General features: G+C 67.0%; 21 protein-coding genes and 4 pseudogenes. 9 read left to right on the top strand and 16 right to left on the bottom strand.

Going from position 1 to position 24,338, the window contains the following annotated elements; translation table 11 throughout:
- Positions 1-202: 202 nt before the first annotated feature.
- The 3 genes and pseudogenes from OG331_RS02455 to OG331_RS02445 form a co-directional block, all read left to right on the top strand.
- Positions 203-649, top strand: coding sequence for a hypothetical protein (locus OG331_RS02455; RefSeq protein WP_406191172.1), 447 nt, complete (start codon positions 203-205; stop codon positions 647-649).
- Positions 650-1,065: 416 nt separating this feature from the next.
- Positions 1,066-1,878: an alpha/beta fold hydrolase gene (locus OG331_RS02450; RefSeq protein WP_406191170.1), complete on the top strand. Its 813-nt coding sequence runs from the start codon at positions 1,066-1,068 to the stop codon at positions 1,876-1,878.
- Positions 1,879-1,931: 53 nt separating this feature from the next.
- A pseudogene (locus OG331_RS02445) lies at positions 1,932-2,088 on the top strand (AAA family ATPase); the annotation flags it as partial.
- 606 nt (positions 2,089-2,694) lie between these two features.
- On the opposite strand, the gene OG331_RS02440 reads toward OG331_RS02445, so the two are convergent.
- The 6 genes from OG331_RS02440 to OG331_RS02415 form a co-directional block, all read right to left on the bottom strand.
- Positions 2,695-3,414, bottom strand: coding sequence for a hypothetical protein (locus tag OG331_RS02440; protein ID WP_406191167.1), 720 nt, complete (start codon positions 3,412-3,414; stop codon positions 2,695-2,697).
- A gap of 316 nt (positions 3,415-3,730) precedes the next feature.
- The gene (locus OG331_RS02435) at positions 3,731-3,910 is read right to left on the bottom strand and encodes a zinc ribbon domain-containing protein (protein ID WP_406191164.1); all 180 of its coding nucleotides are present in this window, start codon (positions 3,908-3,910) and stop codon (positions 3,731-3,733) included.
- 367 nt (positions 3,911-4,277) lie between these two features.
- Positions 4,278-6,434 carry an ABC transporter substrate-binding protein gene (locus OG331_RS02430; protein ID WP_406191162.1) on the bottom strand — a complete coding sequence of 719 codons (2,157 nt, stop codon included), beginning with the start codon at positions 6,432-6,434 and terminating at the stop codon, positions 4,278-4,280.
- A 10-nt stretch (positions 6,435-6,444) separates the two neighbouring features.
- Positions 6,445-8,730, bottom strand: a complete 2,286-nt coding sequence (locus OG331_RS02425) for a bifunctional serine/threonine-protein kinase/ABC transporter substrate-binding protein (RefSeq protein ID WP_406191160.1) — start codon at positions 8,728-8,730, stop codon at positions 6,445-6,447.
- Entirely contained in the window at positions 8,730-9,221 is a 492-nt protein-coding gene (locus OG331_RS02420) for a hypothetical protein (RefSeq protein ID WP_406191158.1), read from the bottom strand. The genes OG331_RS02425 and OG331_RS02420 overlap by 1 nt, the downstream gene beginning before the upstream one ends.
- Positions 9,222-9,584: 363 nt before the next feature.
- Positions 9,585-10,805, bottom strand: a complete 1,221-nt coding sequence (locus OG331_RS02415; protein ID WP_406191102.1) for an ISAs1 family transposase — start codon at positions 10,803-10,805, stop codon at positions 9,585-9,587.
- A 502-nt stretch (positions 10,806-11,307) separates the two neighbouring features.
- Between OG331_RS02415 and OG331_RS02410 the strand changes: the two genes are divergently transcribed.
- Together OG331_RS02410 and OG331_RS02405 are read left to right on the top strand one after the other, a co-directional pair.
- Positions 11,308-12,279: an endonuclease/exonuclease/phosphatase family protein gene (locus OG331_RS02410; protein WP_406191156.1), complete on the top strand. Its 972-nt coding sequence runs from the start codon at positions 11,308-11,310 to the stop codon at positions 12,277-12,279.
- A 75-nt stretch (positions 12,280-12,354) separates the two neighbouring features.
- Positions 12,355-12,498 (top strand): hypothetical protein, encoded by a 144-nt coding sequence (locus OG331_RS02405; protein ID WP_406210895.1) that lies wholly within the window; start codon positions 12,355-12,357, stop codon positions 12,496-12,498.
- Positions 12,499-12,707: 209 nt separating this feature from the next.
- Here the strand turns inward: OG331_RS02405 and OG331_RS02400 are convergent.
- The 3 genes and pseudogenes from OG331_RS02400 to OG331_RS02390 form a co-directional block, all read right to left on the bottom strand.
- Positions 12,708-13,368 (bottom strand): annotated as a pseudogene (locus OG331_RS02400) (IS6 family transposase).
- Between the two features lie 184 nt (positions 13,369-13,552).
- On the bottom strand, positions 13,553-13,903 hold the full coding sequence (locus OG331_RS02395; RefSeq protein ID WP_406210893.1) for a hypothetical protein: 351 nt from the start codon (positions 13,901-13,903) through the stop codon (positions 13,553-13,555).
- 620 nt (positions 13,904-14,523) lie between these two features.
- Complete coding sequence (locus OG331_RS02390) at positions 14,524-15,642, bottom strand: hypothetical protein (RefSeq protein WP_406191154.1); 1,119 nt, start codon at positions 15,640-15,642, stop codon at positions 14,524-14,526.
- A 95-nt stretch (positions 15,643-15,737) separates the two neighbouring features.
- Here OG331_RS02390 and OG331_RS02385 point away from each other — a divergent pair, with 95 nt between their 5' ends.
- The 3 genes from OG331_RS02385 to OG331_RS02375 all read left to right on the top strand — a co-directional run bounded on the left by OG331_RS02385 (position 15,738) and on the right by OG331_RS02375 (position 20,363).
- The gene (locus OG331_RS02385) at positions 15,738-15,986 is read left to right on the top strand and encodes a transposase (protein WP_406191152.1); all 249 of its coding nucleotides are present in this window, start codon (positions 15,738-15,740) and stop codon (positions 15,984-15,986) included.
- A gap of 132 nt (positions 15,987-16,118) precedes the next feature.
- Entirely contained in the window at positions 16,119-16,427 is a 309-nt protein-coding gene (locus OG331_RS02380; RefSeq protein WP_406191150.1) for a transposase, read from the top strand.
- A 372-nt stretch (positions 16,428-16,799) separates the two neighbouring features.
- Positions 16,800-20,363 (top strand): Ig-like domain repeat protein, encoded by a 3,564-nt coding sequence (locus OG331_RS02375; RefSeq protein WP_406209635.1) that lies wholly within the window; start codon positions 16,800-16,802, stop codon positions 20,361-20,363.
- A gap of 112 nt (positions 20,364-20,475) precedes the next feature.
- Here OG331_RS02375 and OG331_RS02370 read toward each other — a convergent pair whose 3' ends face one another.
- The 6 genes and pseudogenes from OG331_RS02370 to OG331_RS02345 form a co-directional block, all read right to left on the bottom strand.
- On the bottom strand, positions 20,476-20,898 hold the full coding sequence (locus OG331_RS02370) for a type II toxin-antitoxin system VapC family toxin (RefSeq protein ID WP_406191148.1): 423 nt from the start codon (positions 20,896-20,898) through the stop codon (positions 20,476-20,478).
- Positions 20,895-21,125: a FitA-like ribbon-helix-helix domain-containing protein gene (locus tag OG331_RS02365; protein WP_128127157.1), complete on the bottom strand. Its 231-nt coding sequence runs from the start codon at positions 21,123-21,125 to the stop codon at positions 20,895-20,897. Before OG331_RS02365 ends, OG331_RS02370 begins: the two co-directional genes overlap by 4 nt.
- Before the next feature lie 314 nt (positions 21,126-21,439).
- Positions 21,440-21,966: pseudogene (locus OG331_RS02360) on the bottom strand (transposase); the annotation flags it as partial.
- Positions 21,905-22,201, bottom strand: coding sequence for a hypothetical protein (locus tag OG331_RS02355; RefSeq protein ID WP_406191146.1), 297 nt, complete (start codon positions 22,199-22,201; stop codon positions 21,905-21,907). The gene OG331_RS02355 and the pseudogene OG331_RS02360, both read right to left, overlap by 62 nt.
- Positions 22,202-22,278: 77 nt before the next feature.
- Complete coding sequence (locus tag OG331_RS02350; RefSeq protein WP_406209633.1) at positions 22,279-22,638, bottom strand: group II intron maturase-specific domain-containing protein; 360 nt, start codon at positions 22,636-22,638, stop codon at positions 22,279-22,281.
- A gap of 99 nt (positions 22,639-22,737) precedes the next feature.
- Positions 22,738-22,995: pseudogene (locus OG331_RS02345) on the bottom strand (transposase); the annotation flags it as partial.
- Positions 22,996-23,285: 290 nt separating this feature from the next.
- On the opposite strand from OG331_RS02345, the gene OG331_RS02340 reads away from it, so the two are divergent.
- Positions 23,286-23,741, top strand: a complete 456-nt coding sequence (locus tag OG331_RS02340; RefSeq protein WP_406191144.1) for a hypothetical protein — start codon at positions 23,286-23,288, stop codon at positions 23,739-23,741.
- 128 nt (positions 23,742-23,869) lie between these two features.
- On the opposite strand, the gene OG331_RS02335 is transcribed toward OG331_RS02340, so the two are convergent.
- On the bottom strand, positions 23,870-24,010 hold the full coding sequence (locus tag OG331_RS02335; protein WP_406191142.1) for a hypothetical protein: 141 nt from the start codon (positions 24,008-24,010) through the stop codon (positions 23,870-23,872).
- Between the last annotated feature and the right edge of the window lie 328 nt (positions 24,011-24,338).

Raw genomic sequence — 24,338 nt, 5'->3', positions numbered from 1 at the left:
CGTATTGAGGCAGGCCGGAGCAGTCTTCCCCCCTCGACGGCCTCTCAGCTGCCCTGTGGCCAGATCCCGCCGATGGAACTGGCGTGCGGGGGGTTACTCGCTGCACGGTAGGCGGGACAGAGGATCAGCAGGTTGGATCACCGGGTCGCTGCAGACTCTCCGCTGGAACAGGCAAACAGGCAACGATTCGAAAGAGACTGACATGGCTTTACCCAAGCGATACATCATGGCGGCAGCGGCTGCCGCGTTCATTGCCGGCGGCATCTCCGCTCCTGCCGCGCTCGCCGCACCGGACGCCGCCCACGCCTCCGCGCCCGCAGCCGCCGCCCAGGGAGCCGAGCTCGACAACCTCCGCTGGACCCCGGTGCGCACCATGGGCGGCGGGACCACCTGGATGCTCCGCGTCAGCAGCGACCCGGACGTCGAGCCCGGCGGCGTCTACTTCCTGTACGACCCCGATGCGTCGTCCGTTTCGGGCAAGTTTTCCGTCGGTGACGACGTCCATGTCAGCACCGTGAGCGAGTGGCCTGGCGCCATCTTCGCGCCCGCCCTGGACCACCGCCGCACCGAGGTGCGGTACGGGAGCCTTCAGGACCCCGCCGCAGCCCAGGTCGTCGGCAGTGTTACCAACGGCTGGATCAGCCAGTAAAGAGCGTCCGCCGGTAGGTCATCGGACGCGGGGGCGTGCGGGGGCGGGTGTCCGCGGCAAGTTCAGGTGCGGCGCGCGGGGCAGCGGACGTTGAGGGCGATGGTTTCCCATCGCCGTTCGGTCCCGAATTCCACGGTCGAGGATCGCGTCTGGTACTCGCAAAATGCTGGCTGAACTGCGCACACGCCGGCGTGCTTGGCCTGGAAGGCCGTCGGGCCGAGGTCACCACCGGCGATGTCTTCGTCTGTCCCTGCTCCAAGGCCACCCGCGGCAACATCCTCGTCGAGCCTGTCGTCGAGTTCCGGCCCGACCGCGCCGCGGCAGCCCGGGCGCTCCCTGCAACACCCTTCCCGAGGTGTCGCCTCAGAACCGGACAAGCCGGACGGCGCCCTCCTTATCGAATCGAGCAACACACCGTGAAGAAGACCGCCCTGGCCTTGTCGGCACTCACCGTCGCCGTGGCCGCCGTCACGACCTCCGCCTCCGCCTCCGCCCAGGCCTCCAAGGACACTGCAAAGCCCACGATCGTCCTGGTACACGGTGCCTTCGCCGACGGATCCAGCTGGACCCTGGTGACGAAGAAGCTCCAAGCCTCCGGCTACCGAGTCGTGGTCCCGGCCAACCCGCTGCGCGGCCTGGAGAGCGACTCCGCCTACCTCGCCCACGTCCTCAAGACCATCCAGGGCCCCGTCGTCCTGGTCGGCCACTCCTACGGTGGCGAGGTCATCACCAACGCAGCAGCATCGAACCCGCAGGTCAAGGCACTTGTCTACGCGGCCGCCATTGCCCCGGAGAAGGGCGAGAGCGCCAATGACATCCTCAGTAAATTCCCCGGCAGCCGGCTCCCCGAGGCGCTCAACCCCGTCACCTACCCCGCGCCCAGCGGTGGCGAGGGCACTGACCTCTACGTCAAGCCCGACAAGTTTCGCGCCGTGTTCGCCGCCGACGTCCCCTCCTCCGACACCGCCGTCATGGCCGCGGCCCAGCGCCCCATCGACGCCTCCAGCCTGGAAGCCAAGTCCGAGAACGCAGCCTGGCACTCCGTCCCGTCCTGGTACCTGGTCGCCGCCGACGACCAGACCATCCCCCCGGCCGCCCAGCGCCACATGGCCGACCGCGCAGGCGCCCGCACCACCGAGGTGGGCTCCTCCCACGCTGTAGCCGTCTCCCACCCGGTCGAAGTCACCCGCGTCATCACCAACGCCGCCCAGGCCACTGCCGGAAAGTAACGACCCGAGGGAAATGATCGGGAGACGCGGCTGACGTGCCGGACTGCGCCGGCGCCTCCAACGAGTCGTTCGGCGGGTGGGCCAGGACGTTCACCGATCCGCGGCTCTGCGCGACCGCCTCACCTTCGGCGGAACATCATCGAGACCGGTACCGAGTCCTACCGACTCGCCGGCACCCGGGTCGCCCGGGTGCCGCAGGCTGACCACTGACCACCAGCGTTCCCGCTGCCCTCACGACGATGTCCGTCCTGGAGTACCGTGGCAGCCCGGCGTCGTGGACAAGACCACGAACAAGAGCAGAGGAAGAGACCCGTCTTGTCAAAGATAGCCGGATGGGCCATCGGTGTCGGCGCAGTCCTCGTGTCAGCCGGGGTGGTGTTTGTCTGTGTGGTGTTCAACCTCATACGGACGCGTGCCGCCGATGAAGTGGCATGGAGCCAAAGAGACATGGTGCTGCCTCCAGGTGACCAGGACCACGAAGAGCCGCCGAAGTAAGCGAAGTAAGCATGGGTGGAGGGCACCGCCACCGAGTTCGCTCACGAACACGGCAAGCGCCGCTGCCGCTACCGGGGCAGTCGAAGACCCACCGCAATGCGTCTGCACGGCCATCGCCGTGAACATCGTGCGCCTCAGCTGTCTGTGCCGACCGGCGAAGCAACCCCGCCCCAGCCACCGACCGTCTTCCAGGACTTCCTGGACCGGCACGGGATCCCTCAGCTGAAGCCCTGACGGCCACTGGCGGCGCACCTCGACGACTGCAGATACCCGGCAGTCAGGTTGATGCCGTGACCGGGCCGCTTGCATGCGCGGGATCGCTCAGCTCTCGTCAGGGGGAAGGAGGCGGGTGCGGTCGGTGTTCGGGATCCATCGGCGGTCCATGGGTCCGTCGAAGACCTCACGGGGCAGGAGCAAGGCGGTACCTCCCAAGGTTTCGAAGATGTGCAGGGAGCGAGAGCCGCCCTGCGGGGCTTCAAGAATCTCCGCCACCATGGCGTCCATCCCTTCCCGGGTCGAATCGAAACTCTCCGGACGGGCCTCGAACCGGTCTCGAAGCCACTGGTGGGCATGGCTGTTGTGGACCACCACCGCGACCGCACTGATGTGGGGGTGGGCGTCCACCAGCCTTCGCTCCGGCCGCTCGTCACCGCGGGGCGACCAAGGACTTTGGGGCGGGTCGTCGTACAACTCTCTGGGCACGTCGCCGTGCAACAGCGTATCGAGCAGCCGATCGCCTGGCGTGGGGAAGAACAAGCTGTCCGGGTCGCTCTCCACAACGACCACAAGGGGCAGACCTTGGTTGCGCAGACTCCCCAGTCGGTCTGCCGCCTCCTCGAATCCGTCCAGGAACGCATAGAGGTTGAAGGTCTGTTCCACTGTCATCACGGCGCAGGCCACGGTGTGGCCTGCGGCGCTGATCAGACAGCCAGGGCCCGAAGCGGTGGCAAGGCCAGGTTCGCTACTGAAGGCGTAACCACGCTCGCGGAGGAAGCGGACAAACCGCGTCGGCTCCGCAACCGCAGACTGACTCTCGTCCACTCCCCGGCTCCCCCTTCGCCCGCAGAAGAACGCTCCTGGGGCTGGCGAGGTTCCCGTTCTTCCGTTGCTCAGAGTCTCAGTGACTCTCAGCTTTCCAGACGTTTCCGTCTGGATGGTCCGTGTCGGTGTCACCCCTGCGTGGGTTGTGCTTCGGTGTCCTGACGGCGGTCTCCCGTTTCCTTTGCCGCTGGTGCGGCAGGTTCGCGCCATCTGCCCGTCCGCCCCGGCCGGTGTTTGGGCCGGGGTGTTGGCGACGGGTCTCACGGTCGGCTCCACGGGGTTTCGACACGCGGGGCGTGTCCTGGTCTCCGGCCACTCAGGGACCAGTCGTGCGGGCTGCTGCGAGGGCGGCCAGGTTGCGGGCTGCGTTCTCGTCCCGGTCGATGACCAGGCTGCAGAGATCGCAGGTGAAGACTCGGACGTGCAGCGGCAGTTTGGCTTTCGTCGCGCCGCAGTCCGAGCAGGTTTTTGAGCTGGGGTACCAGTGGTCGGCCACGATGGTGGGGCAGGCGTTGCGCCGGCCCTTGTAGAGCAGTTGGCGGCGGATCTTTTCCGAACCCGGCGTCGGCGACGTGGCGGGCGAGTCGCCGGTTGCGGAGCATTCCGGCGGCGTTGAGGTGGGAGGGGTCCCGTGGTGTCGTCCAGGGTGCCGTCGTACGCGAACCGCTTCGTGATCTGGAGCCACGTCACCGGCGTTGCCGGCGCGCCCGCCACGGTCTGAACCAGGGATCACTCGCGGCCTCGCCACGTCCTGACGCATCATCACCCGATCACGCCGCCGACAACGTGACAGCACCGCCCGGACCGCAGACCTATCGCGATGCCGAGAAGTGAACTCCCGCAGTTGAGGTAGGTGGCATGGCTCACGCTGTGATGTTTCGGTAGTCGCCCAGACAGCTGTAGGTGCCCCCCGTCACCCGGAACAGGTACATCGCGTCTGTGTAGCGGTAGCTGGACGGGTCATAGTTCAGCCGTTTGGCGATGCCGTGGTAGTCCGTTTCGTGCAATCGGCCCACGATTGCGTGCCGCTCGGGGCGGGAGGAGCCAAGAGCCGTCAGGGTGCGCGCGACGAACAGCGTCGCGTCGTAGGCCTCGGCGGAGTACCAAGGCGGGACGGTGCCGAAGCGGGCGCGGTAGGAGGTGACGAACGACTGCGCTGCCGTCGCCTTCGTCGGATCGAGGAAGGCGGTGGCGAACACCCAGCCCTCAGCGGCGTCCTCGGCTGAGGTGAGGAAGTGGGGGGTGAGGGAATGCTGGGTGGCTAGCCGCGCACCGGTGTAGCCGGCGGAGCGCAGCGCTTGGGCGAGTTGCGCGGCCCGCGTGTCTTGTCCCGCGAACAACACCGCGTCCGCCCCCGCATCCATCACTGTCCGGGCAAGGGCACGAAAGGCGTCGGTTGAGCGGTCCTTGGCGGCGAGAGTGTGTCGGATGGTGCTGTGCCGCCCTGAGCGTAGGGCCTCCTCTACGCCTGCGCACAGACGCCAGCTGACGTCGCCTTCGGCGGCGTCGTCGATCAGCATCGCCTTGTGGGCCTTGGCGGTGTGGACGAGGTAGGCGACGATCGGCGCAGCCAGGGTCAGGTCACTGGGACGGGTGGCTGCGTAGACGCGGTAGGCGGTGGGGGACACATCGTCCAGTCCGACCGACACGGTGACCATCGCCAGCAAGGCTTGTTGGTAGAGGCCGAGGGCGGCCTTGGCGCAGGCGTCTGTGGTCGGTCCGAGCACAGCCCGGATCCGGTGGTTGGCCGCCAGCCGATGGGCGACCTGTCGCGCTTGACTGGGGCTGCCCTCGTCGTCGTGCACGCTGAGCTGCAGCTCGAAGCTGCGGCCCTGACGGGAGTTGAAGCGATCGACAGCGAGCCGTACGCCGTTCTCCTGGGCCCGGCCCACCGTGCGGCTGCTGCCGCTCAAGTCGGCGTGCAGGCCGAGGACCAGCTGGGGTAGCCGGATACTGCCCGGCCGGGCAGGACTGCAGGCGGTCCACCACAGCGCCGCTCCTCCGGCCGCCAGCACCCCGGTGGACGAGCCGAGGACCAGCAAGCGGCGGCGCGTCATGCTGTCCGTACCCGCGGCCGTTACACCGTCAAGCGGTGCCGCGGCTGCTGGCTTCGCGGACACCTCGGTCGCATCGACGGCGGGGAGGGCGAGGACGTCTGCCGTGCGGCGCGCGATCATCCGGGTGACGGGCTCGGGCAGCCAGCCCCCGTCCTCGTGCGCACCATGTAGGGCGCGCAACACCTCAGCCACGGCGGGCCGGGAGCCGGGCGCCTTCGCCAGGCACGCCTTGAGCAGCGGCAGCAGCGAGTGAGGTACGCCGTCCAGATCCGGCTCGTCGTGAACTGTGTGCATGAGGGTCGCTGCCGCGGAGCCCCGCCCGAAGGGACGCCCGCCTGATACGGCATACGCCAGCAGGCAGCCGAGTGAGAAGACGTCACTGGCCGGCCCGATCTCCCGCCCTTTGCCCTGGGCCTGTTCGGGAGAGAGGAACCCGGGCGAACCCACGACCATGCCGCTGGCGGTGAGCGCAGTGTCCTGAGGTATCCGGGCGATACCGAAGTCGATCACCCGCGGGCCGTCGACGCCGAGCAACACGTTGCCGGGCTTGATGTCCCGGTGGACGAGGCCGGCCCCGTGCACCGCATCGAGGGCCTCGGCCAGCCGCGTCCCCAGCGCACGGACGCTTGCGTACGGCAGGGGACCGCATTCCTCCACGGCTTGTGACAGGGATGGCCCTGGCACGAACGGCGTGGCAAGCCACGGCGCGTCCGCATCGGGGTCGGCGTCGAGCAGCGGTACCACCCACGGGCTGGCGACCCTGCCCGCAGTCTGCACCTCCCGGCGGAAACGGGCCCGGAATCCTGCGTCGTCCACGTATGCACTGCGAATCACCTTCACCGCGGCGAGTGCGCCCTTGGGGGATCGGGCCAGGTACACCACGCCCATGCCGCCCGCACCCAGTCGGCTCAGCAACCGGTATCCGGCGATCCTGGCCGGGTCGGCGCCGCGCAAAGGCTCCATCCGCGTCCCCTCAGTTGGACGAGGACTGGTAGGACGCGGCGCCCTGGTATACGAATCGGCCGCCGTCGACCTTCCACAGGTAGACCCCGCTGCCGTCGATGACCAGCGTCCCGGTCTTCTTGTCGAACGCCAGGTTTCTGCTGATGCCCTGATGTGTGGCCGAACGCAGCGCCGCCGTCAGGTTCTGCCGCGTGCGGCGAGCGGCCGTCAGCGAGCGAAGGGTCCTCACGGCCAGCTGCGCCACGTCGTACGCCTCAACGGCGTACCGCTCCGGTTCTGCGTCGAAATGCTTGCGGTAGGCGGCCGTGAACGCTTTCGCCGTGGGCGCAGCGACGGCGTCCATGACCGGGGCGACGATCACCCAGCCGTCGGCTGCGGCACTGGCCGCTGACAAAAACCGCGCGTCGAGCACCCCTTGGGCGCCGGCCCGGGCGCCGGAAAAGCCACGGCGGCTCAGTTCCCGGGCCATCAGCGCAGCACGGTCGTGCTGGCCGGCGAACACTACCGAATCCGCGCCGCCGTGCAGCAAGGCGTCCAGGACCGGTGCGAAGTCGGTGCGAAGAGCACTGACCACCTTCGGTACGGCGGGACGTCGCTGATCCCGCAGGATGTTGGCGAGAGTGCTGCTGATCTCCCATGCGTAAGCGTCTGCCGCCCGGTCGTCGACGATCCCGACCGTGCGTGACGTGGTGCCGCGCAGGTAGGCGTCGAGGTAGAACGAAAGGACCGTGTCTGTCACCCGGGCGTGCAGAAGGGTTCGGCTGCCCATCACGCCCAATGCGGTGGCGCCGGGCGACACTGCGATCAAGGGCAGCGCGGCCGCGTCGTACGTGGCCAGCGTAGTCAGGGCGGTGGCGTCCGTGGTGGGACCGATCACGGCCAGCACGGAACGGTCGGCGGCCATCTCCTTGGCCGCTTGCGGTGCCCTGGCCGAGTCACCACCGTCGTCCACCGTCTTCACGGCGAGTGTGAAGGGCTTGCTGGCACGGGCGTTGAACTGTTCAACCGCCAGTCGCAGCCCGCGCTCCTGGGCCCGGCCGACCGCCTTGTGATCACCGGTCAGGTCGCCGTGCAGGCCGAGGGTGTACACGGCGCCGGTGGCCGCCTGACCGGGGCTTTGGTTGTTGTCGCCGCGGCCGAGCGCCGCCCACGTGGCCAGCCCGCCCCCGGCTGCGACGACCGCCGCGCCCCCGGCCAGGAGAAGGCGGCGTCTGCTGACAGCGCGGTCGGACGACACGGCCATCTCGGCGTCTGCAGTTGGGTTGTCGAAAGGAGCGGGGGAGACCTCGGTGGCCTCGACCGAGGCCAGAGCGAGCCCCGCGGCCGACCGCTCAGCGATCAGCCGTATCAGCGGTTCAGGCAACCATGCCTCGTCAGCGCGGGCCTGCTCCTTCGCGTCGGGCAGCTGTCCCGGTTCGCCGGGAGCAGACTCCTCGGGCCTCATCGGAGGTGTCGCTCGAAGAGCCTCCCGCGGGTCGGGCCCCGGGGCCCATACCGTGGCGGCAAGGGCGTCGGCGAGTGTCTCGGCGGGTGGCCTCAGCTGTGGGTCCTTGTTCAGGCAGTTGCTCACCATCTCGGTGAGCTCCGGCGCAAGACCGTCGAGGTCCGGCACCTCGTGCACGGTGCGGTACAGCAGTGCCTCGAGCGACCCGTAACCGAACGGGGGCCGGCCGGTGGCCGAGAAGGCCAGGACACAGCCCAGCGAGAAGACGTCACCAGCCCGCCCCGGAGTCTGCCCTCCCGTCGCCTGCTCCGGTGGCAGGAAACCCGGCGTGCCCACTACCACGCCGGTCGAGGTGAGTGAGGTGTCCTGCGGATCGCGGGCCACACCGAAGTCGATCAGCCGTGGTCCGTCGAGCGCCAGTAGCACATTGGCAGGCTTGACATCGCGGTGCACAAGTCCGGCGGAGTGCAGCTCCTTAAGCGCCTCAGCGAGCCGCGCTCCCAGCACCTGCACACTGCGCACGGGCAGCGGCCCGTGCGCAGCGACGGCCTCGGCGAGTGAGGGGCCGGGAACGAAGGCGGTCGCGAGCCAAGGCTGGGCCGCCTCGGAGTCCGCGTCCACCACTGCGGCCACCCACGGGCCGGTCATCCGGCGGGCCGTGTCCGCCTCACGCCGAAAACGCTCCCGGAAAGAGCTATCCTCCGCGTACTCGGCTTGGATCACCTTCAGCGCGACCACGGCCGCACCGTCCGAGCGGGCCAGGTACACCACGCCCATGCCACCCGCGCCGAGCCGTCCGAGTAGCCGGTAGCCCGCCAGCCTGGCAGGGTCAGACGTGCGCAGCGGTTCCATCACTTCTCCCTCAGCTGCTGCTTGATGCGTTCCAACATCTGAGCGACGGCCCTGCTGCCAAGTTCGTTGAGTTCCTGCTCGGTGTTCCCGGCGCCGCCTGTGACCGAGACGGCCACGACGACCGTGCCAAGCCGGGCGACCATCCACCGGTACGGCTGTGCGTCACCGCCGTTCCCGACGAGCTCGCCGGCCTCGAGCACAGAGTCATCGGCGTATTGCTGCTCGCGGGCACCGAAGGGAGTGCCGAGCGACATCAGTCCTGTGATCCGTTCATCGGAGCGTCGTCCCTGCTCCGGGCAGCGCAACACCTCTTCGAGCGTTGTGCTCAGCTGCTCGTCCGCGCTGAGCACGGAAGCGTGCACAGTGGCCACGGCTGTCACCTCGACCGCACCCTTGCCTTTGCCGGCCGGCAGCAGGCTGTAGCGGGAGGTGCTCGCCAGAACTCCGGGCGAAAGCGCCTCCCGTTCCCAGCGGCAGCTCTTTTTCAGCACGGCCCAGGTCCCCGGGGCGCTTCGGGCAGGCGTCTGGGCGACAAAGCCGCGGCCCCAGTCGTCTGGGGTGAACACAACGGACTCCGCCAGGCGGCGTCCCTCCCTCGAAGTCCGGGGGACGAGGGAGTCGTCGGGCGTGAAGACGGGAGGCGAGGCGGGCGAGTTGTCCGACTGGGCCGGTCTAGCCGTTGATGAAGCCCCAGTCGAAGGCGATTCGCTTCGCTGGGGCACCCCATCGGGGCCTCGCTGAACCGAGCACCCAGTGGCTGCCAGCCCCACAACGAGCAGTGTCGCCCAAACGCCCCGCAGCCTATGGACGTTGCCTGTCACTCAGTCCCCTCGACCCGTTTCGTCAGGGCTTGATCAAGTTCCGTAGGTGTCGCGGTTGTTGATGATGCCCAGGATCGGGAGTGCTCGTTCGGGTTCGTCGCGGATGGCCCGGGTGGTCTTGGCGATGTTGTTGGCTCCGAGGACCTTCAGCACGCCGATGGCGAGGTTGCGGAAGGTCGCCATGGCCCGGGGCGCGGTCCCGGTGTGGACGGTGGAGGCGTCCTCGGCGAAGGTGACGTCTCTGATGTGGTGCGAGGAGTTCTCCACTCCCCAGTGCCCGCGAATCGCGGCGGCCAGGTCGGCCGGGCAGGCCTGGTGGGCGTCCAGGCTGGTCACGGCGTAGACGCTCTCACGACTCTCGCGCCGGCCGGTGAGCTTGCGGCGGCGGTGGATGCGGATGGCCAGGCGGGCGTGGGGAAACGGGATTCCGCCGAGTTCGTCGGCGATTCCGCAGGTTTTGATCGAGCGGGACTCCCGCCGGCCGTGCCCGGTCCCGGAGGCGGTGTGCTGGACGGCGATGTCCCGCCAGGGCAGGGCCGCCAGCCGGCGGTGGGCGGTCGGCTGGTTGGTCTTGATCACGGCGATGTAGTGCGCCTTCTTCGTCTCGACAAGCCAGGAAACGTTCGCCTTGACCGAGTGCAGCGCGTCGAAGGTGACGACAGTGCCGGCCAGGTCCAGCGGCTCCAGCAGCGGGCGGAAGTGGGTGGTCTCGTTCGTCTTCGCGCCGACCTCCACCTGGCCGAGGGTCACGACTGGGCCGTGGGTGACCACCGACAGCAGGTGCCGGCGTGCCGAGGTGAGACGGGCCGAACCCTTGAGCGCTTTGCCGTCAAGGGCAAGGACGCGCAGCCGCCCGGGCGCGGGTGCCGCCGGCTGCCCCGTGGCCCTGGTCGCGGTGCCGGTGACGGCGTGGTGCCGGTCGGTCAGGTAGGCGCCCACCGCCCGGTCCAGGGCATCACCGTCCACGGCGCCCAGCACGCGCCCGATCGTCACGGGCGAGGGGGTGCGCCGCCACCCGAGCAGATGACGGCGGATACCCAGGGCCGCCAGTAGCCTGCCCGAGGCCCTCGCACCCCATTCGGCGAGCTCGTCGATGCTCTTCGCTCCCGAGACGACCGCGCAGGCACACACCAGCAGGATCGACGTCAGCGAGTACCACCGGCCCCGCCGCGAGCGTGGGTCGGGGATGGAGTCGAAGTAGGGACGCAGGTCGGCGACCTGGCCGACGTCCAGCGACCCCAGATTCCCCAGCACGGCAGGGATCGGAGAAGATACAGCGGCAGGCACGGGCCACCTCATGATCATCGGGCGTAAGACACCACAATGATCACGAAGCCCGTGCCTGCACTGCTATCTACCCCTCACGCAACAACTGCCGCGAGCATGGAACTTGAAGCCGCCCTGCCGTTTCGTGCCTACCGAGTCGGAGCCTAGACACCAGGTAAGTACCGTGCCAGAGTCTGCCGAATGACTGCCCGAAGGGGCAACGCTCCTGCTGGAGCGCGACGTTGCAGTGGGGGAATACCGTTTGGTCGCAAGGGACGGCCCTGGAGCCTGCCGCTGCATGACCAAGAGCCCGGAACGCACAGGCGCCGCCGCATGTAATACCGACCCCAAGAGATCCTCGAACGCCTCGCCGGCCAGCTGAAAGAATTCCTGACTCAGAAGACCAGGCTGGGCCGTCGCAGTGTTCCCGTAGTTCATTGCGTAATGCCACGGATACGGAGCCGTGCCGTACTTGACGTATCGTGCTCCGATGCGGTTTGCGACCTTCAATGTGCTGCACGGCCGGACGCTCCAGGAGGGCAAGCCTGTTTCCGTCCCGTCCTCGGATGTCGGGCTTGCGCTGGCTGAGGCCGTCGCGTCGCTGGGTGCCGACGTCTTGGCGCTGCAGGAGGTCGACCGCCTCCAACAACGGTCTGGTTTCGTGGATCAGGCGCGCGTCGCGGCCCAAGCAGTAGGGGCATGGGATTGGCGGTATGCGTCGGCGGTCCATGGAAGGGCGGTGCCTGGCAAGGGGTGGATGCTCGACCCAGCCGAGGCGGGGCTGCGGGTGTACGGCCTGCAGGATGCGGCGGCACAGGGGGAGATTCCCTCGCACGGCATCGCGTTGCTGTCTAGACTTCCCGTGCGGGAATGGAGGGCCAGGCGGTTCACCCCGGCTCCCTTCGGCCTGCCGCTGCGCGTGGCTGGGAGGCCCGGACTGACCCTGGTCCGCGACCAGCCGCGCCCTGCTCTTGCCGCCGTGATAGCAGGTAGGCAGGAGCTGTTCACGGTGGTGGCGGTTCATCTTTCGTTCGTCCCTGGGTGGAACATCCGGCAGTTGCTCGCGATCCGCGACTGGATCGCCGACCTGCCTCGGCCGTACATCCTGCTGGGTGACTTCAACCTGATCGGCCCGGTCCCCAGGGTCGTGCTCAGTGCGGCCGAGTTCGTCGCCCCTGTGACTGCTCGGGCGTGGCGAGGGCGGCTCGGCGGGCAGGAGGGGGCGGCGCTGTGCGCCGGGTCGTGCCCGCTTGGCGGGGTTGTCGCGCAGCCCATTCGGCCATCGATGCTGGGTGGCTGGCGGGACCTGGCCCGAGTTGCGACGTATCCCTCGCACCGTCCTGTGGTGCAATTCGACCACGTGCTCGCGGCGGGGACATGCCGGTGCATCCCGGTCGGCACAGGCGCGCCGCAGATGCCGGTGTCGGATCACCGGCCTGTTGTCATTGATCTGCTGTGGTGATTTTTTCATGGCCCGCAGGTGGAAGCGGGAGTCATCCCTGGATTGTCTGGCCGTGTGAGGCCGAGGGGAGAGGTTGTGGCTGAGGAGAGGCTTCACCAAGAGCACGACTACGACGAGGCCACTCAGAAGTACGTCGAACGCCGCACCAGCGAAGGCAAGTCGAAGATGGAGATCATCCGTTGTCTCAAGCGGTACGTCGCCCGCGAGGGCTACTTCTGATCAGGCAGGACAGCACCCCGAACAGGTCGGTCCAGAGGGGTTGACATTCAGGAGAGCGTCGACGGCTACCATCACGACGCTCTGCTCTTTTGTCGGCAGGAGGCCGAACCACCGCTCGACCTGGTTGAGCCAGGGGGTGCTGTCACGTTGCCGGAGGCGTGGTCGTCTGAGGATGCATCAGGACGTGCCAGGCCGGGGTGGTCTGTTATTCAGGCCGTGACGGGCAGGCTGGTGTTGCCGGTGGTCATGAGGTGGCGTCCGGGCCGGAAGAGGGGTGAGATCCCGGCGAACGCGGACAGGAACCGCATGCGTCCCGCCGGCCGAGCGGAACCCTCATCGCGCGTTCACGCTGCCTCGTCGGTTGGTGGGAGTTCTCCGCGCGGTTGTTCAGTCCCTCGGTGGAGCGATGCTCCACCGAGGGCGTTGCCTCTCGGTGGGCGGCACTGCTAGGAACGGAGCTTGTCCGTGACGATCACCCGGGGCACCGACCCGGTCTTCTTGATCAGCTGGCTGGAGAAACGCTGGCCGCAGCCTTGTCACGACAGGCCTGCACGAGGATGTCGAGGACGTTGCCGTCGGCGTCGACGGCCCGCCACAGGTACTTCTCACCGTTGACTTGAGGAAGACCTCGCCGAGATACCACTTGTCACCAGGCCGTGGACGCCTGCGGCGCAGGCTGTTGGCGTAGCCTGGCCGAACTTCAGACACCACCGGCGGACCGTCTCGTAGGAGACCACCACGCCGCGGCCCAGCATCAGCTCCTCGACCTCGCGGAAGCTGAGCGGGGAACCGGAAATACAGCCACACGCAGAGCGAGATGACCTCCACCGGGTACCAATGGCCCTTGTACGACGGTGAAGTGGCCGACACGAACAAGCCCTCCCCAGCGTGATCAACCTGAAGTTCATCCCACCCCACGGCCAAGGTGACAGCACCGTTGGAGGCGATGGCGCGACGAGTGTGGTCGGATCCCGCCAAACACCACCCCGACGGCCGCGGATTTCCCGCCATGTGCGGGGCCCGACGGCGCCGTGCAGCTGTCTCGCAGAACGGTTCACTGCTCGGTGAGCGGGAGTCCGAGGACCCCGCAGTCGTGTCCGACGATCACGTCGGAACCAGCAGTGGCCAGGGAGGTGACCGCCACGTCCAGGGCGATGTGCCGCAGCGTATCGGTCTTCGGTTCCCATATCCGCAGGCCCCGCCCCTGATTGCTGCCGATGACGAGGACTGTGCGCCCGCCATGGAGTGTGGTGGCAGTCATGGTGGTGAGGAGGCTGCCGGTGATGTCGGCGGGGAGTCCGTCGCCGACGGGGGCACCAGTTGAGGGGTCCCACAGCATGACTACGCCGTTGCGGTCTCCGGTGGCCAGCAAGGTACGGCCCTGCACGGGCACAGCCACCACCACTGCCACACGGTGGCCGATGGCTGCGAGTACACGGTGGCTGAGAGGGACGGCCGCGCCTGACTCCCAGGGATCGTCGACGGCCGGATCCCACACATGAACGCCGCCCTGTGCGTCCGAGGCCGCGATCAAGGTATGACCGGCAGAGATTGGAATGGTGGCGATCGATGCGATCGGATGAGCATGGGGGTTGAGGCGTGCAATCGATTCACCCGTGGCCGGATCACGCAACCGGACCGCGCCTCGGGGGGTGGCTGTGACGAGTAGGGTCCGGCCGTCCGGCATGGTCGCGGTACACATCCCGCTCACTCCGCCGAGCCAGTTTCCCTCCGGTTCGCGGATCGGCCGCCCTCTGACCGGGTCCCACAGGGCGATCGTCCCGCTGTCGCCTCCACTGGCCAGGACGGTGTGCCCGTTGGGCATGGGCAGGACGGTCATTGACGAGATACGGTCAGGGTGTCTGGGCAGCAGGCCATGGACGAGTCGGCCGTCGGCCACATCCCACAGGCACACCCTGCCGCTGTCCCCAGCGCCAGCCACAAGCGTGGGGCGGCCGGGCCGGGTGATGACCGCCAGCGCGTTGACGCCGTCAGGTGAACCGGGCGGGGCATCGGTAAAGGGTGTTACGTCGCCCCATGGTGTGCCGTCGGCCGCGAGTAGAGCGCTCCCCTCCCGCCGGAGCCGGGTCGTTGCTTCACCGGCTGGGTCGGCGCGAGTAGAGCGCTCCCCTCCCGCCGGAGCCGGGTCGTTGCTTCACCGGCTGGGTCGGCCACCGACCCCACCGGGGTGGCCGGCCCATCGGCGGCTGTCCGCACCTGCACGTCATGACTCTGGCGCCGCGCACCGTCCGGGTCTTCCACCAAGCCGTCGACGATCGTCCATGTCTGCTCGCAGTCCGGGCAACGAAAGTATCCCGTCAGCAGCGTCAGTTTCCGGGCCCATTCCCTCCCCGCCCACGTCGGGGTGCCCTTGGCCGCGACCATGCCGGCGACCAGACTCAGGACGGCCTGTCCGGGCGTTTGGGCGGGTACTCCTGCCACCGCGACGGCACGTGCCACCCGTAGGAAGGGCTCCCACCCTTCCCCGAGTGCCTCTTCATGCAATACTGCGGCGACTTCACCCCAGGGATGCTCTCCCTCACGGACTTGGGCGGGATCAGGCAGCCGGGGGGCCTCGAAGGGGGGACGCACCGGGTCCACGAAGAACTCGGGGATCTCCGTGTCGATGCCGCAGCCGGGGCACAACAGCATGACGTGACTTTCCCGGGAATCGAAGAACTGCCACAGCGTTGCGGCAGCGTGATGACCGGCGAAGGCGACACAGCTGAGTGCAAGACTGGCGCAGAGCGTTGCAGGAGTGCCAGGGGTAAGGAAGCTCCGGGCAGCCGCCCGCTCGGCCAGGCGGAGTGCGGCGATGAACCCCGCCTCGAGATCGGCAGGGACAGGAGGTCTGTCCTCCGCGGTCACGATGAGCCCCATGTCCACCCAGAAATCCGCGGACTGCCCCGGAGGCAACGCCGCTGCCGCCTCGACGAGATGAGGCAGGGCCGCATAGGCCCCGTTGGAGACGGTTCCCTGGTGTATCAGGCCGTCGGCCACGAAACTCCAGGTCTTACTCCATGCCTCGTTGGTATCGGAGGCAGTAGTGGAGGCCATCTCCTCCAGAAGTACCTTCACTTCCTCGACTGCTACACCGTCAAGGTCACGCCAACGCGGGCTGGTCAAAGTTAGCTTCGGAATCATGTGGTAAGGCTCGCACAACAGTGGTGGTGGTCAGGGAGTGTGGGGTCCGGCAGCCTGTGCCTGCGGGCGAGTCCACACCGCCGCCCGGCCGGAGGGTGCCAGGACGGGCCGGGCGGAGTACGGGCCGAACCTGCGGGCCTACGCCGCCTACCTGGGAAGCCAAGTGCTACCTGCACGTCCACTGCACCGGGGCGGTCGCCGTCTACGACCGCTACCACAACTACGACGGCACCCAACTGGGCAGCCTGAACCACCAGCTGTGCCTGGCGCACGTCCTGCGTGGCCTCGCGTCAGCGGCCGAGCTCTACCTCGACGACACCTGGCCCACCCAGCTCGCCGGCTAACTGCGGGAACTGATCCACCGTGCCAACCAGGCCCGCACGCGCGGCGAGATCGCGCTGCCCCAGTGGATCAAGGACCTATGCGTACGCGGCCTGCGGGCCGCTGTGCGGATTGGCCTGGGGCACACCGAGCACATGGATGATCACCGGCCCGGCGTCCGCAAGGCCCGCCTGCCGCTGAAAGCCTTCCACCAGCGCGAGGACGACTTCTTGCGCTTCACCACTGACCTCAGGATCCCGCCCACCTCCAACCAGGCAGAACGCGACCTGCGACTGGCCAAGATCCAGGAGAAGGTCTCCGGCTGGCTCCCTAACCCCGACCGGGCCAGGGACCGCTACCTCATGCGCGGCGTGCTCCACCGTGGTCAAGCACGCGGTCAACCCCCTCACCGTGCTCCGCGACGCCTTCACCGGAACTACCTGGCTCCCGCAGCCCACGCCTGACACCCCGCCAGCCGACAACCACCACGGTCACCGGCCGTCACCCCGCACCTGAGACCGTCACGCAACGCGACTGCGGTGGATGCTTACACGGCCGAGTCCGACTCGAGCTCCTTCAAATCTGGACCTCCTCAGAACGGGACCATACCCCCATGAAGATCGGCGACGGATTCTGCTCATGCATACGCCGGCAACAGGCTCGACTTGGCCCAGAAACTTGCCCAATAGGGAAGGGCGGTGATTTATCTGTGGTTTATGTTGAATACGTCAGTGTTGTTCTTGGCGCTCCGTCGACACTGGTCAGGCGGCTTGCCTTGCGTCATTTGGAGCAGCTGGTCGCGCGGCTGATTTTTCACGAGAATTGGCAAGTTGTTCATGCGATCAAAGAAGATCCTTCCCCTGTGCCAAATGATTCGTGCGGTGAATTTCCCGCACTTCATCTCTTCGTGGCTGACTGCCGCGATAGTTGTCGCGGCAGCCACGCTTTCCTTGATCGTCGTAGCGTCTCCGGCCGAAGCTGAATCCTTCACTACCAGCAATCCGGATGAAACGACTCTAAGCGCGACCGCGGAAAGTTTGGCGGGGGAGATCAAGGTCACCGTGTCGGCAGGTTATTTGCACCCTTGGTATGGCGGTCCTGGCAGCGTCAGCAGATATGCGTCAGTGGAGAGCGATGGTCAACAGATTTTGGTTGACATGGGCACACCGGAAAGTGGTGGCAGTAGCTACTCCTTCGGGCTCAGAGGTTCCGGGATTTTGAAGGACATGTCAGCCGATTCCCATGAAATCACCGTGCGATGGTCATATACGGGCGGGCATCTTTGCCCGTGTGTTTCGCCCATGGAATTGACTTTCACTGCTAAAGCAGGCCCCAAGTATCCAATACTGAATATATCCCCAAATTCTGCCTCGGTGGGCGAGGAATCTATCTACACCGCCACCTTCCCGAATAGCGATCAAATGCCGACGGGGCGTGTTTTCTTCTCGACATCGGATAGTGTCGAGGGGTCCTTCGCGAGTGCCTCTATTGCTTCTGACGGGAAAGCTTCGGTGGCGTCGAAAGCATTGAGTGGCAGCGCCGGAAATGTGAAGGTATGGGCAATCTTCCTAGGTGACGCGAGCCACCCGATGTCGACATCTGTCCCGATGCCACTGACGGTGGGATCAGTAAATCCGTTGTCAGTCACCACTAGCGGGCTGCCAGGCGCCACTGTGGGGAGCGAGTACCGTCATGAACTCACCGGGTCGGGAGGCTCTGGGCACTACACATTTTCTGTGTCGGGTCTGCCGGAGGGGATGACGTTCAGTGAATCGGGGGAGATCACCGGAACCCCGGTGGAGAGGGCTGACGCGAGTGTGACGGTGAAGGTGACGGATGCGCAGGAGCCGGCGCGGACGGCGTCGAAGACGTTGAATTTGCGTGTGGCGGGTGCTGCCAGTAAGGCAGCGGTTACGGTGTCCCGCGTCACGGCTGCAGGGGACGTGGTCGGTTCTGATGGTCGGGTCACGATCGACAAGGGACAGAGAATCAGGGTTGATGCGGACGTCACGGACAGTGAGGGGAAACCTCTTGGCGGGACGGTGAGTTTCCGTGCGGTCAATGATGACGACAGGACGGCGTCACCTGACCTGGGGACTGTCACATTGGACGGCGACGGACACGCCTCGGTGACGAAGGACATCACGGAAATCGGTTCGTTCAAAGTCGTCGTCTCCTACAGCGGTGATCGCACCCACGAGCCGTCGGTGTCGGATCCGGTGCCGTTGACGGTGCACTCTCTGCCGGTGATCACGACGGGATCGTTGCCGTCCGCCCGGTTCGGTTCCCCGTACTCCCAGCAGCTCACCGCCGGGGGCGGCACGCCGCCCTACACGTGGCGTCTGGTCGAGGGCACCTCGCTTGCGGCGGGACTGGAGCTGAATGAGTCCACCGGCGTCATCTCCGGAACCCCGACCGCCGTCGGAACCGACTTCTCGACGACGTTCATGGTCACCGACTCCCTCGGCGGTTCCGACCCCCGACCGGGGGCAGGAACCCGCCAGATACTGTTCAACGTCGGCCTGGCCGAGACGCAGGTCGTGCTGGAGCCGTCCCGGAGCCCGGCTGTCGCCGGCCAGAAGTTGACTGTTACGGCCCATGTGACGGAGAAGAACGGCGGGACCGCCGTCCCGACCGGCACCATCAACTTCGCCACAAGCGCCGACGGTGTCGACTTCACGTTCCTCGACCCCATCGCCGTGGACAGCCACGGCATGGCCGAAATCTCCTACACCCCCGGCAAGACGCCGTACACGATGTTCGAGGCCCGCTACAACGGCGACACCAACAACTTCCCCTCGGACACGGCCCGTCTGACGGTCAAGACTGTGCCCGCACTGGACGTCACCTGGGCAGACCTACCGGCCGGCACCGCAGGCCAGTCCTACCCGGACACCAAGGTGGCCTCACCCAGCGGCGGCAGCCCCAACCCCGACGGCACCACCTCCTACACCTACAGCCTCGCCACCGGCACACTGCCCCCAGGCCTCACCCTCGACAAGACCACCGGCATCATCTCCGGCACCCCCACCACCACCGGGGAGAGCACCTTCACCCTCACCGTCAGCAGTAACGGATCGCCCCAACAGTCCGCACCCAAGGACTACGAGCTGCTCATAAACGGCACCGTGACCACGTTGTCGGCCTCGCAGAACCCGGCCATCGCCGGCCGGGAAATCAACCTTGTCGCCCAGGTCACGACCACCGGCGCTCACCCACCGACCGGCACCGTCACCTTCGCCTACACCGAAGACCCTGATGGCGCCGGGCCGCAGACGGCCCTGATCGGCACGGCCACCCCGGACGCCGCCGGTCTCGCGAAACTGCCCGTCACCCTCGCAGCGGGAACCCACCTCATCACCGCCTCCTATGACGGCGACCCGGAAAACCCGCCCGGCGCTCCAGCCGCCACACTTTCCCAGATCATCGTCCCAGCACTGGACGTCACCTGGGCAGACCTACCGGCCGGCACCGTCGGCCAGTCCTACCCGGACACCAAGGTGGCCTCACCCAGCGGCGGCAGCCCCAACCCCGACGGCACCACCTCCTACACCTACAGCCTCGCCACCGGCACACTGGCCCCAGGCCTCACCCTCGACAAGACCACCGGAAAGATCTCCGGCACCCCCACCGCCGCCGGCACCACCTCCTTCGCGCTCCTGGTAAGCGACAACGGGACAGGAGCAATGCAGCAGCAGTCCGCACCGCACCAGGTCTCGATCACAGTGGACAAGGCCACCACCAGCACCAAGATCTCCAGCTCGGCGAACCCGGCAGGACCCAGCCAGAAGATCACCCTGACCGCCACGGTCACCGGCACGAGCCCGACCGGGAGGGTGACGTTCAAGGACGGCACCACCACGATCGGCACCATCCCACTCAACAACAGAGGCCAGGCCAGCCTCCTCAAGACCCTGACCCGCGGCGAGCACAAGATCACCGCCGTCTACTCCGGTGACAGCCGCAACACCGGCTCCACCGCCGACGCCTTCACCCAGCGGGTAGTGCGCTCGGACGTGAAAACCACCCTCACCGCCAACCCCACCAGCCTCACCTCCGGCGGCAGCCTCACCTACACCCTGACCGTCACCAACAACGGACCCGACACCGCCCACGCCGTCCAGGCCGGCCTCAACCCCGCACCCGGTATCACCATCAAGAACACCGACCGGCAGACCACCGGCACCCCCACCACCATCAACGGCACCACCTACCCCACCGCCTGGAATCTCAGCGACCTCACCCCCAGGCAAACCATCACCATCACCATCAAAGCAACCGCCACCGGCAAGGCCAAAACCAAACTGACCACCACCGCGACCGCCGCCCCAGCCAACCCCCAAACCGACACCACAACCACCAACAACACCAGCAAAACCACCATCACCATCAAGAAATAGGGGGCGTGAATCAACGGCCCTGTCGGGAGTGTCATGAATTACGCTTTACAGACCCGCCGTTGATTGGACAGACCCATCGAGGCTAACCCCTGCATGTTGGTGTCGCTGGGGGTCAGGTGCTGGAGGCCGCGAAGGTCTCAATGGTGCAGCGCGCTGCCCCGCTGCGCTCGATTCTGGCGTCGCTGGTGATCAACGGAACGCCGAGGCTCTCGGCGAGGGCCACGTAATGCGCGTCGTAGACGGAGAGGTTTTTCGACAGCTGGCGTACGCGCTGCCACAGGACCAGCGTTGGGTGCAGTTCGAGAGCGAGGGCCTGGTAGTCGGTGATCGCCTTCAGTACCTCCTTTTCCGTGATCTTTGGCTTGCCCCCTCGCCGGCCGCGGGCCAGCCCGAAGGCGGCCGAGGTGATTTCGTAGTCCAGCAGGCCCGGCGCTGCGAGAGTGTCGGCGCGGCCCAAGCGCTCACGGATCGCGGTTCCGGTCTTGCCGTGGTCGAGGAGGAAGTGCACAAGGCTTGAGCAGTCAACGACGATCAACGTCGATCCCGCCCGTCCTCGATGGCGTCGAGGATGTCGGTCGTACTGAGCTCGGTGCGGGTTTCACGCTCCAGGCGTGTGGCCATCTCCGCGAGGGTGGGCTTGGCAGCTTCCCGGGAGAGCAGGTCTAGGGTGTACGCCTGCAACGACTTGCCCGCCTGTGCGGCGCGGACCTTCAGAGCGTTGACTGTGTCGTCCGGGACATCCCGGATCGTGATCGCGGTCATGCCGACATTTTAGCAGCAGTGCAGGCGATATGCAGCAAGGTGCTGCGAGGCTGATCCTTTGGGGGCGTTGTCAGACATCTCTTCTTTTTCTCGTGTCAAGCGGACGTGGGTTGAGGTTGGGCGTGGTGGGCCCAGGCGGTGGCTTCGTCGTAGTGGGTGTGGGTCTTGAGGCAGCCGTGGAGGATGCCGACGAGGCGGTTGCCGACTTGTCGCAAGGGGCGTTGTCACGGCGTTGTCACATTGTCGGCGGCACGATCGGTTGACGATGCGTCTGGATGTGTTGGGCCGGGAGGGCGCCGTTGTTCAGGCTGTGGTGGCAGGCTCGTGACGCTGGTGATGTGGTTCCAGATGATGAAGCGGATGATCATCTCGAAGCGGTAACGGCCGGCTGTCATGAGGTGGCGGTGGGGGGCGGAAGTGGGGTGAGATCCCGGTGAACGCGGACAGGAACCGTTGTGATGATCCGACGGACCGGAATCCTTTCATCGCGCGTCGCTCTGCCTCGTCGGCTGGTGGGAGTTCTCCGCCCGGTTGTTCAGTCCTTTTGTGGGAACCATGCTCGACCGAGGGCATCACTCACGGTGAGTCGCGCCGTGACAACCACCCTCGGCACCTGCCCAGTGGTAGTGAGGAGCCGGCGGAAGAAACGCCCGGCCGCAGCCTTGTCACGCCGGTTCTGGACGAGGATGTCCAGGACCATCCCGTCCTGGTCGACGGCCCGCCACAGGTACTTCCGCTCGCCGTTGATCTTGATGAAGACCTCGTCCAAGTGTCACGTGTCACCGGGCTGCGGGCGCCGCCGGCGCAGGCTGTTGGCGTAGACCTGGCCGAACTTCAGACATCAGCGGCGCATAGGCGTCGATCGGATCGGACTTGCCGATCCTGCGACGCTCGGCCTTGTCTGGCCGGTTGACCTCGACCACGGTCAGACCGGCCTCGCGGGCCGGGTGCGTAAACCCCGATCCGTAGGAAGACGTGCCCTCCACGCCGACGGCGGCAACGGTGCCGTGAGCAGCCAGGAAAGCCAGGGGGGGTGCCTGTTGAGTCGGCACGGAGCGCGGTGCCGGTGTTGCCACCGGTCCGTTTCTCCGTGCCGCTCGCCGAACCCGGCGTACCCGTCTCCGAGTACCGGGCTCTCCACGGACTCTGCCGTTCAGGCGTGGTTGGGGCGGGTCCAGGGGTTGGGGATCGTGTTGCCTCTGTAGCGGTAGCGGGTGACCGCCACCGCTTGGAGGTCGAACAGTTCGATCCCGTCTGCCGAGGGCCTTTGCCACCGTCCGGTGTGGTCGGTGAGGCGTCGGCGGACGTCCTTCCACTTCCAGCGGTGCAGTGCCATCCACCAGCTGATCACCCGGTGCCAGGTGAAACTGGCCAGGGAACTCAGGGTGGCTTTGCAGACTGCGTGCTTGAAGTAGTTGGCCCAACCGCGCATGATCTGGTTGAGCCTGATCAGCACGTCCCTGGGGTTCTGCTGCGACGTTCTGTTCGTCAGGGCGCGGATCTTGTCCTTCAGCTGCCGGATGGGCCGGTCAGCGATGAAGGTGTAGACGTGCCACTTGTCCGTTCCCCGCTTGCGGCGCCACTGGATGCGGAACCCAAGGAAGTCGAACCCGAGGTAGGCGACCTGGCAGCCCGCGTCGCGGGCGACGGTCAGAGGCAGGGCGCCGATGGAGGCGGGCTGGTCCACGATCACCAGGACGGTGCCGAACTTCGCGGTGAGCTTGTCGAAGACGGCCCGAAGCTTCGGCTCGCTGTTGGGCAGTTGCTTGTCGAAGACCTTCTTCCCGGCCGGGGTCAGGCCGTGCCCGTGGTGAGCGGTCTTGCCGACGTCCAGGCCGAGGAACACACCCACGTCTTCGGTGTCGAACATGACGCCCCTCCCAGGGTGTTGAACGTGCCGGCCTCGGCGTCGGTGTCGTACTCGCGCATCCACGTTATGCAGACCTGCCATCCGCGAGCTGTACGGCGTTGCGCCGGACCGGGTGGCGGCCGGACCTCTGATCAGCGTCTCCGACGGCACCTCCCGGGCCCGGTGACACCACCCCCCAGGTCATCGACTTCGACAGGGGGCAACAGTCATGCCGGGCCCGGAGGCCAGCGGCCCTCTTGCAGGACCGCGAAAAACATAACGGGGCCGGCGCTGCTGTAGGCGATGGTGTGGTGGTCCCAGTCGATGAAGGCCGTCACTGCGGTTGTCGACTCTGCGCCTGTGACGAAGCGGACAACGCCCAGCGCATCACCTATTGGCTCGCCCCCGACCGTCGTGTCGTTCCGCTCACCGTCTTCCGCGAGACGAAGATGCGCGAGACCGCGGAGGTGGCCCGCGCTCACGCCGCCCAGGCCGCATGCGAGGCCAGCCATGCGCCGGCACCGAACACGACCTTTACAGCCGCCCGATGGAGGAACTGCCACAAACACGCTGAGTGGAAGACCCGCCGCCACCGCAAGCTCCTCGGCGAAGCAGTGGAGGAGAACACCCAGTACGACCGCCTGTATGAGGAGGCCGAACTGGCCCATGACCTTGGTCAGCTGGTCTACGACCGGCGCACAGCCCTGGGCCTGTCCCAGGAACCGTACCCACCATCCCGCTCCTGCGATGCCTGCACGCGCCCTTGACGCCGACCTGACCATCGATCTCACCCCACATCATCAAGCGGCCTGAGCAGCGCCTGGCGGTTGTCGGCATCAGGGGCGGGCCCGCCGAGCAGTCCGGCGAGTTCCTGCTGGTCCGACTCACGCGGCCTTCAGCGCTCGGGTTGCTCGAGCCTGGTGACACTCGGATTGAGGGTGAGGGCCCGGGGCTGGGCAGCCGAGGCGAGGGCGTACTCCAGCACGGTGAGGACCAGGTCGGCGTCCGCCTTGTGGGAGGTCTCCCAGGCGACCACGCGGCGGGAGGCGTCGCGGATCGCTGACAGCCACAGTGGCCCTCGTGGGTGGGGATCAGAGCTTCCTCCGCCATCCGGGCAGCCAACCGGCAACTCGCGGGTAGGGGCGGATATACGGACCGCCGCATCCGACACTGGCGACTGCGCCGGATGAGTAGTCGCAGACTCTCCGCGGCCAGGGCCGCCCGCGGAGCGCGGACAACGGTCACACCACGGGCAAGATCACGATCTACAGCTGAAGGGTCAGGTGCAGGGCATCTTGCGCGTTGACGCGGTCGTACACGTTCTGACGGATAGTCATAAAGGGTCAACGTTAGACTGTTTGCCT

It is taken from the genome of Streptomyces sp. NBC_01017 (genome assembly GCF_045162795.1).
In the GTDB taxonomy this organism is placed as follows: Bacteria; Actinomycetota; Actinomycetes; order Streptomycetales; family Streptomycetaceae; genus Streptomyces; species Streptomyces machairae.
The sequence above is the reverse complement of the archived record's forward strand: the minus strand, read 5'-3'. Positions and strand labels throughout refer to the sequence as shown.

Coding starts and splice junctions, on each gene's coding strand:
- OG331_RS02455 (WP_406191172.1), top strand. CDS start 203: ATGGCTTTACCCAAGCGATACATCATGGCGGCAGCGGCTGCCGCGTTC.
- OG331_RS02430 (WP_406191162.1), bottom strand. CDS start 6,434: ATGGAGCCTTTGCGCGGCGCCGACCCGGCCAGGATCGCCGGATACCGG.
- OG331_RS02425 (WP_406191160.1), bottom strand. CDS start 8,730: ATGGAACCGCTGCGCACGTCTGACCCTGCCAGGCTGGCGGGCTACCGG.
- OG331_RS02410 (WP_406191156.1), top strand. CDS start 11,308: ATGCGGTTTGCGACCTTCAATGTGCTGCACGGCCGGACGCTCCAGGAG.
- OG331_RS02390 (WP_406191154.1), bottom strand. CDS start 15,642: ATGATTCCGAAGCTAACTTTGACCAGCCCGCGTTGGCGTGACCTTGAC.
- OG331_RS02380 (WP_406191150.1), top strand. CDS start 16,119: ATGGATGATCACCGGCCCGGCGTCCGCAAGGCCCGCCTGCCGCTGAAA.
- OG331_RS02375 (WP_406209635.1), top strand. CDS start 16,800: ATGCGATCAAAGAAGATCCTTCCCCTGTGCCAAATGATTCGTGCGGTG.
- OG331_RS02365 (WP_128127157.1), bottom strand. CDS start 21,125: ATGACCGCGATCACGATCCGGGATGTCCCGGACGACACAGTCAACGCT.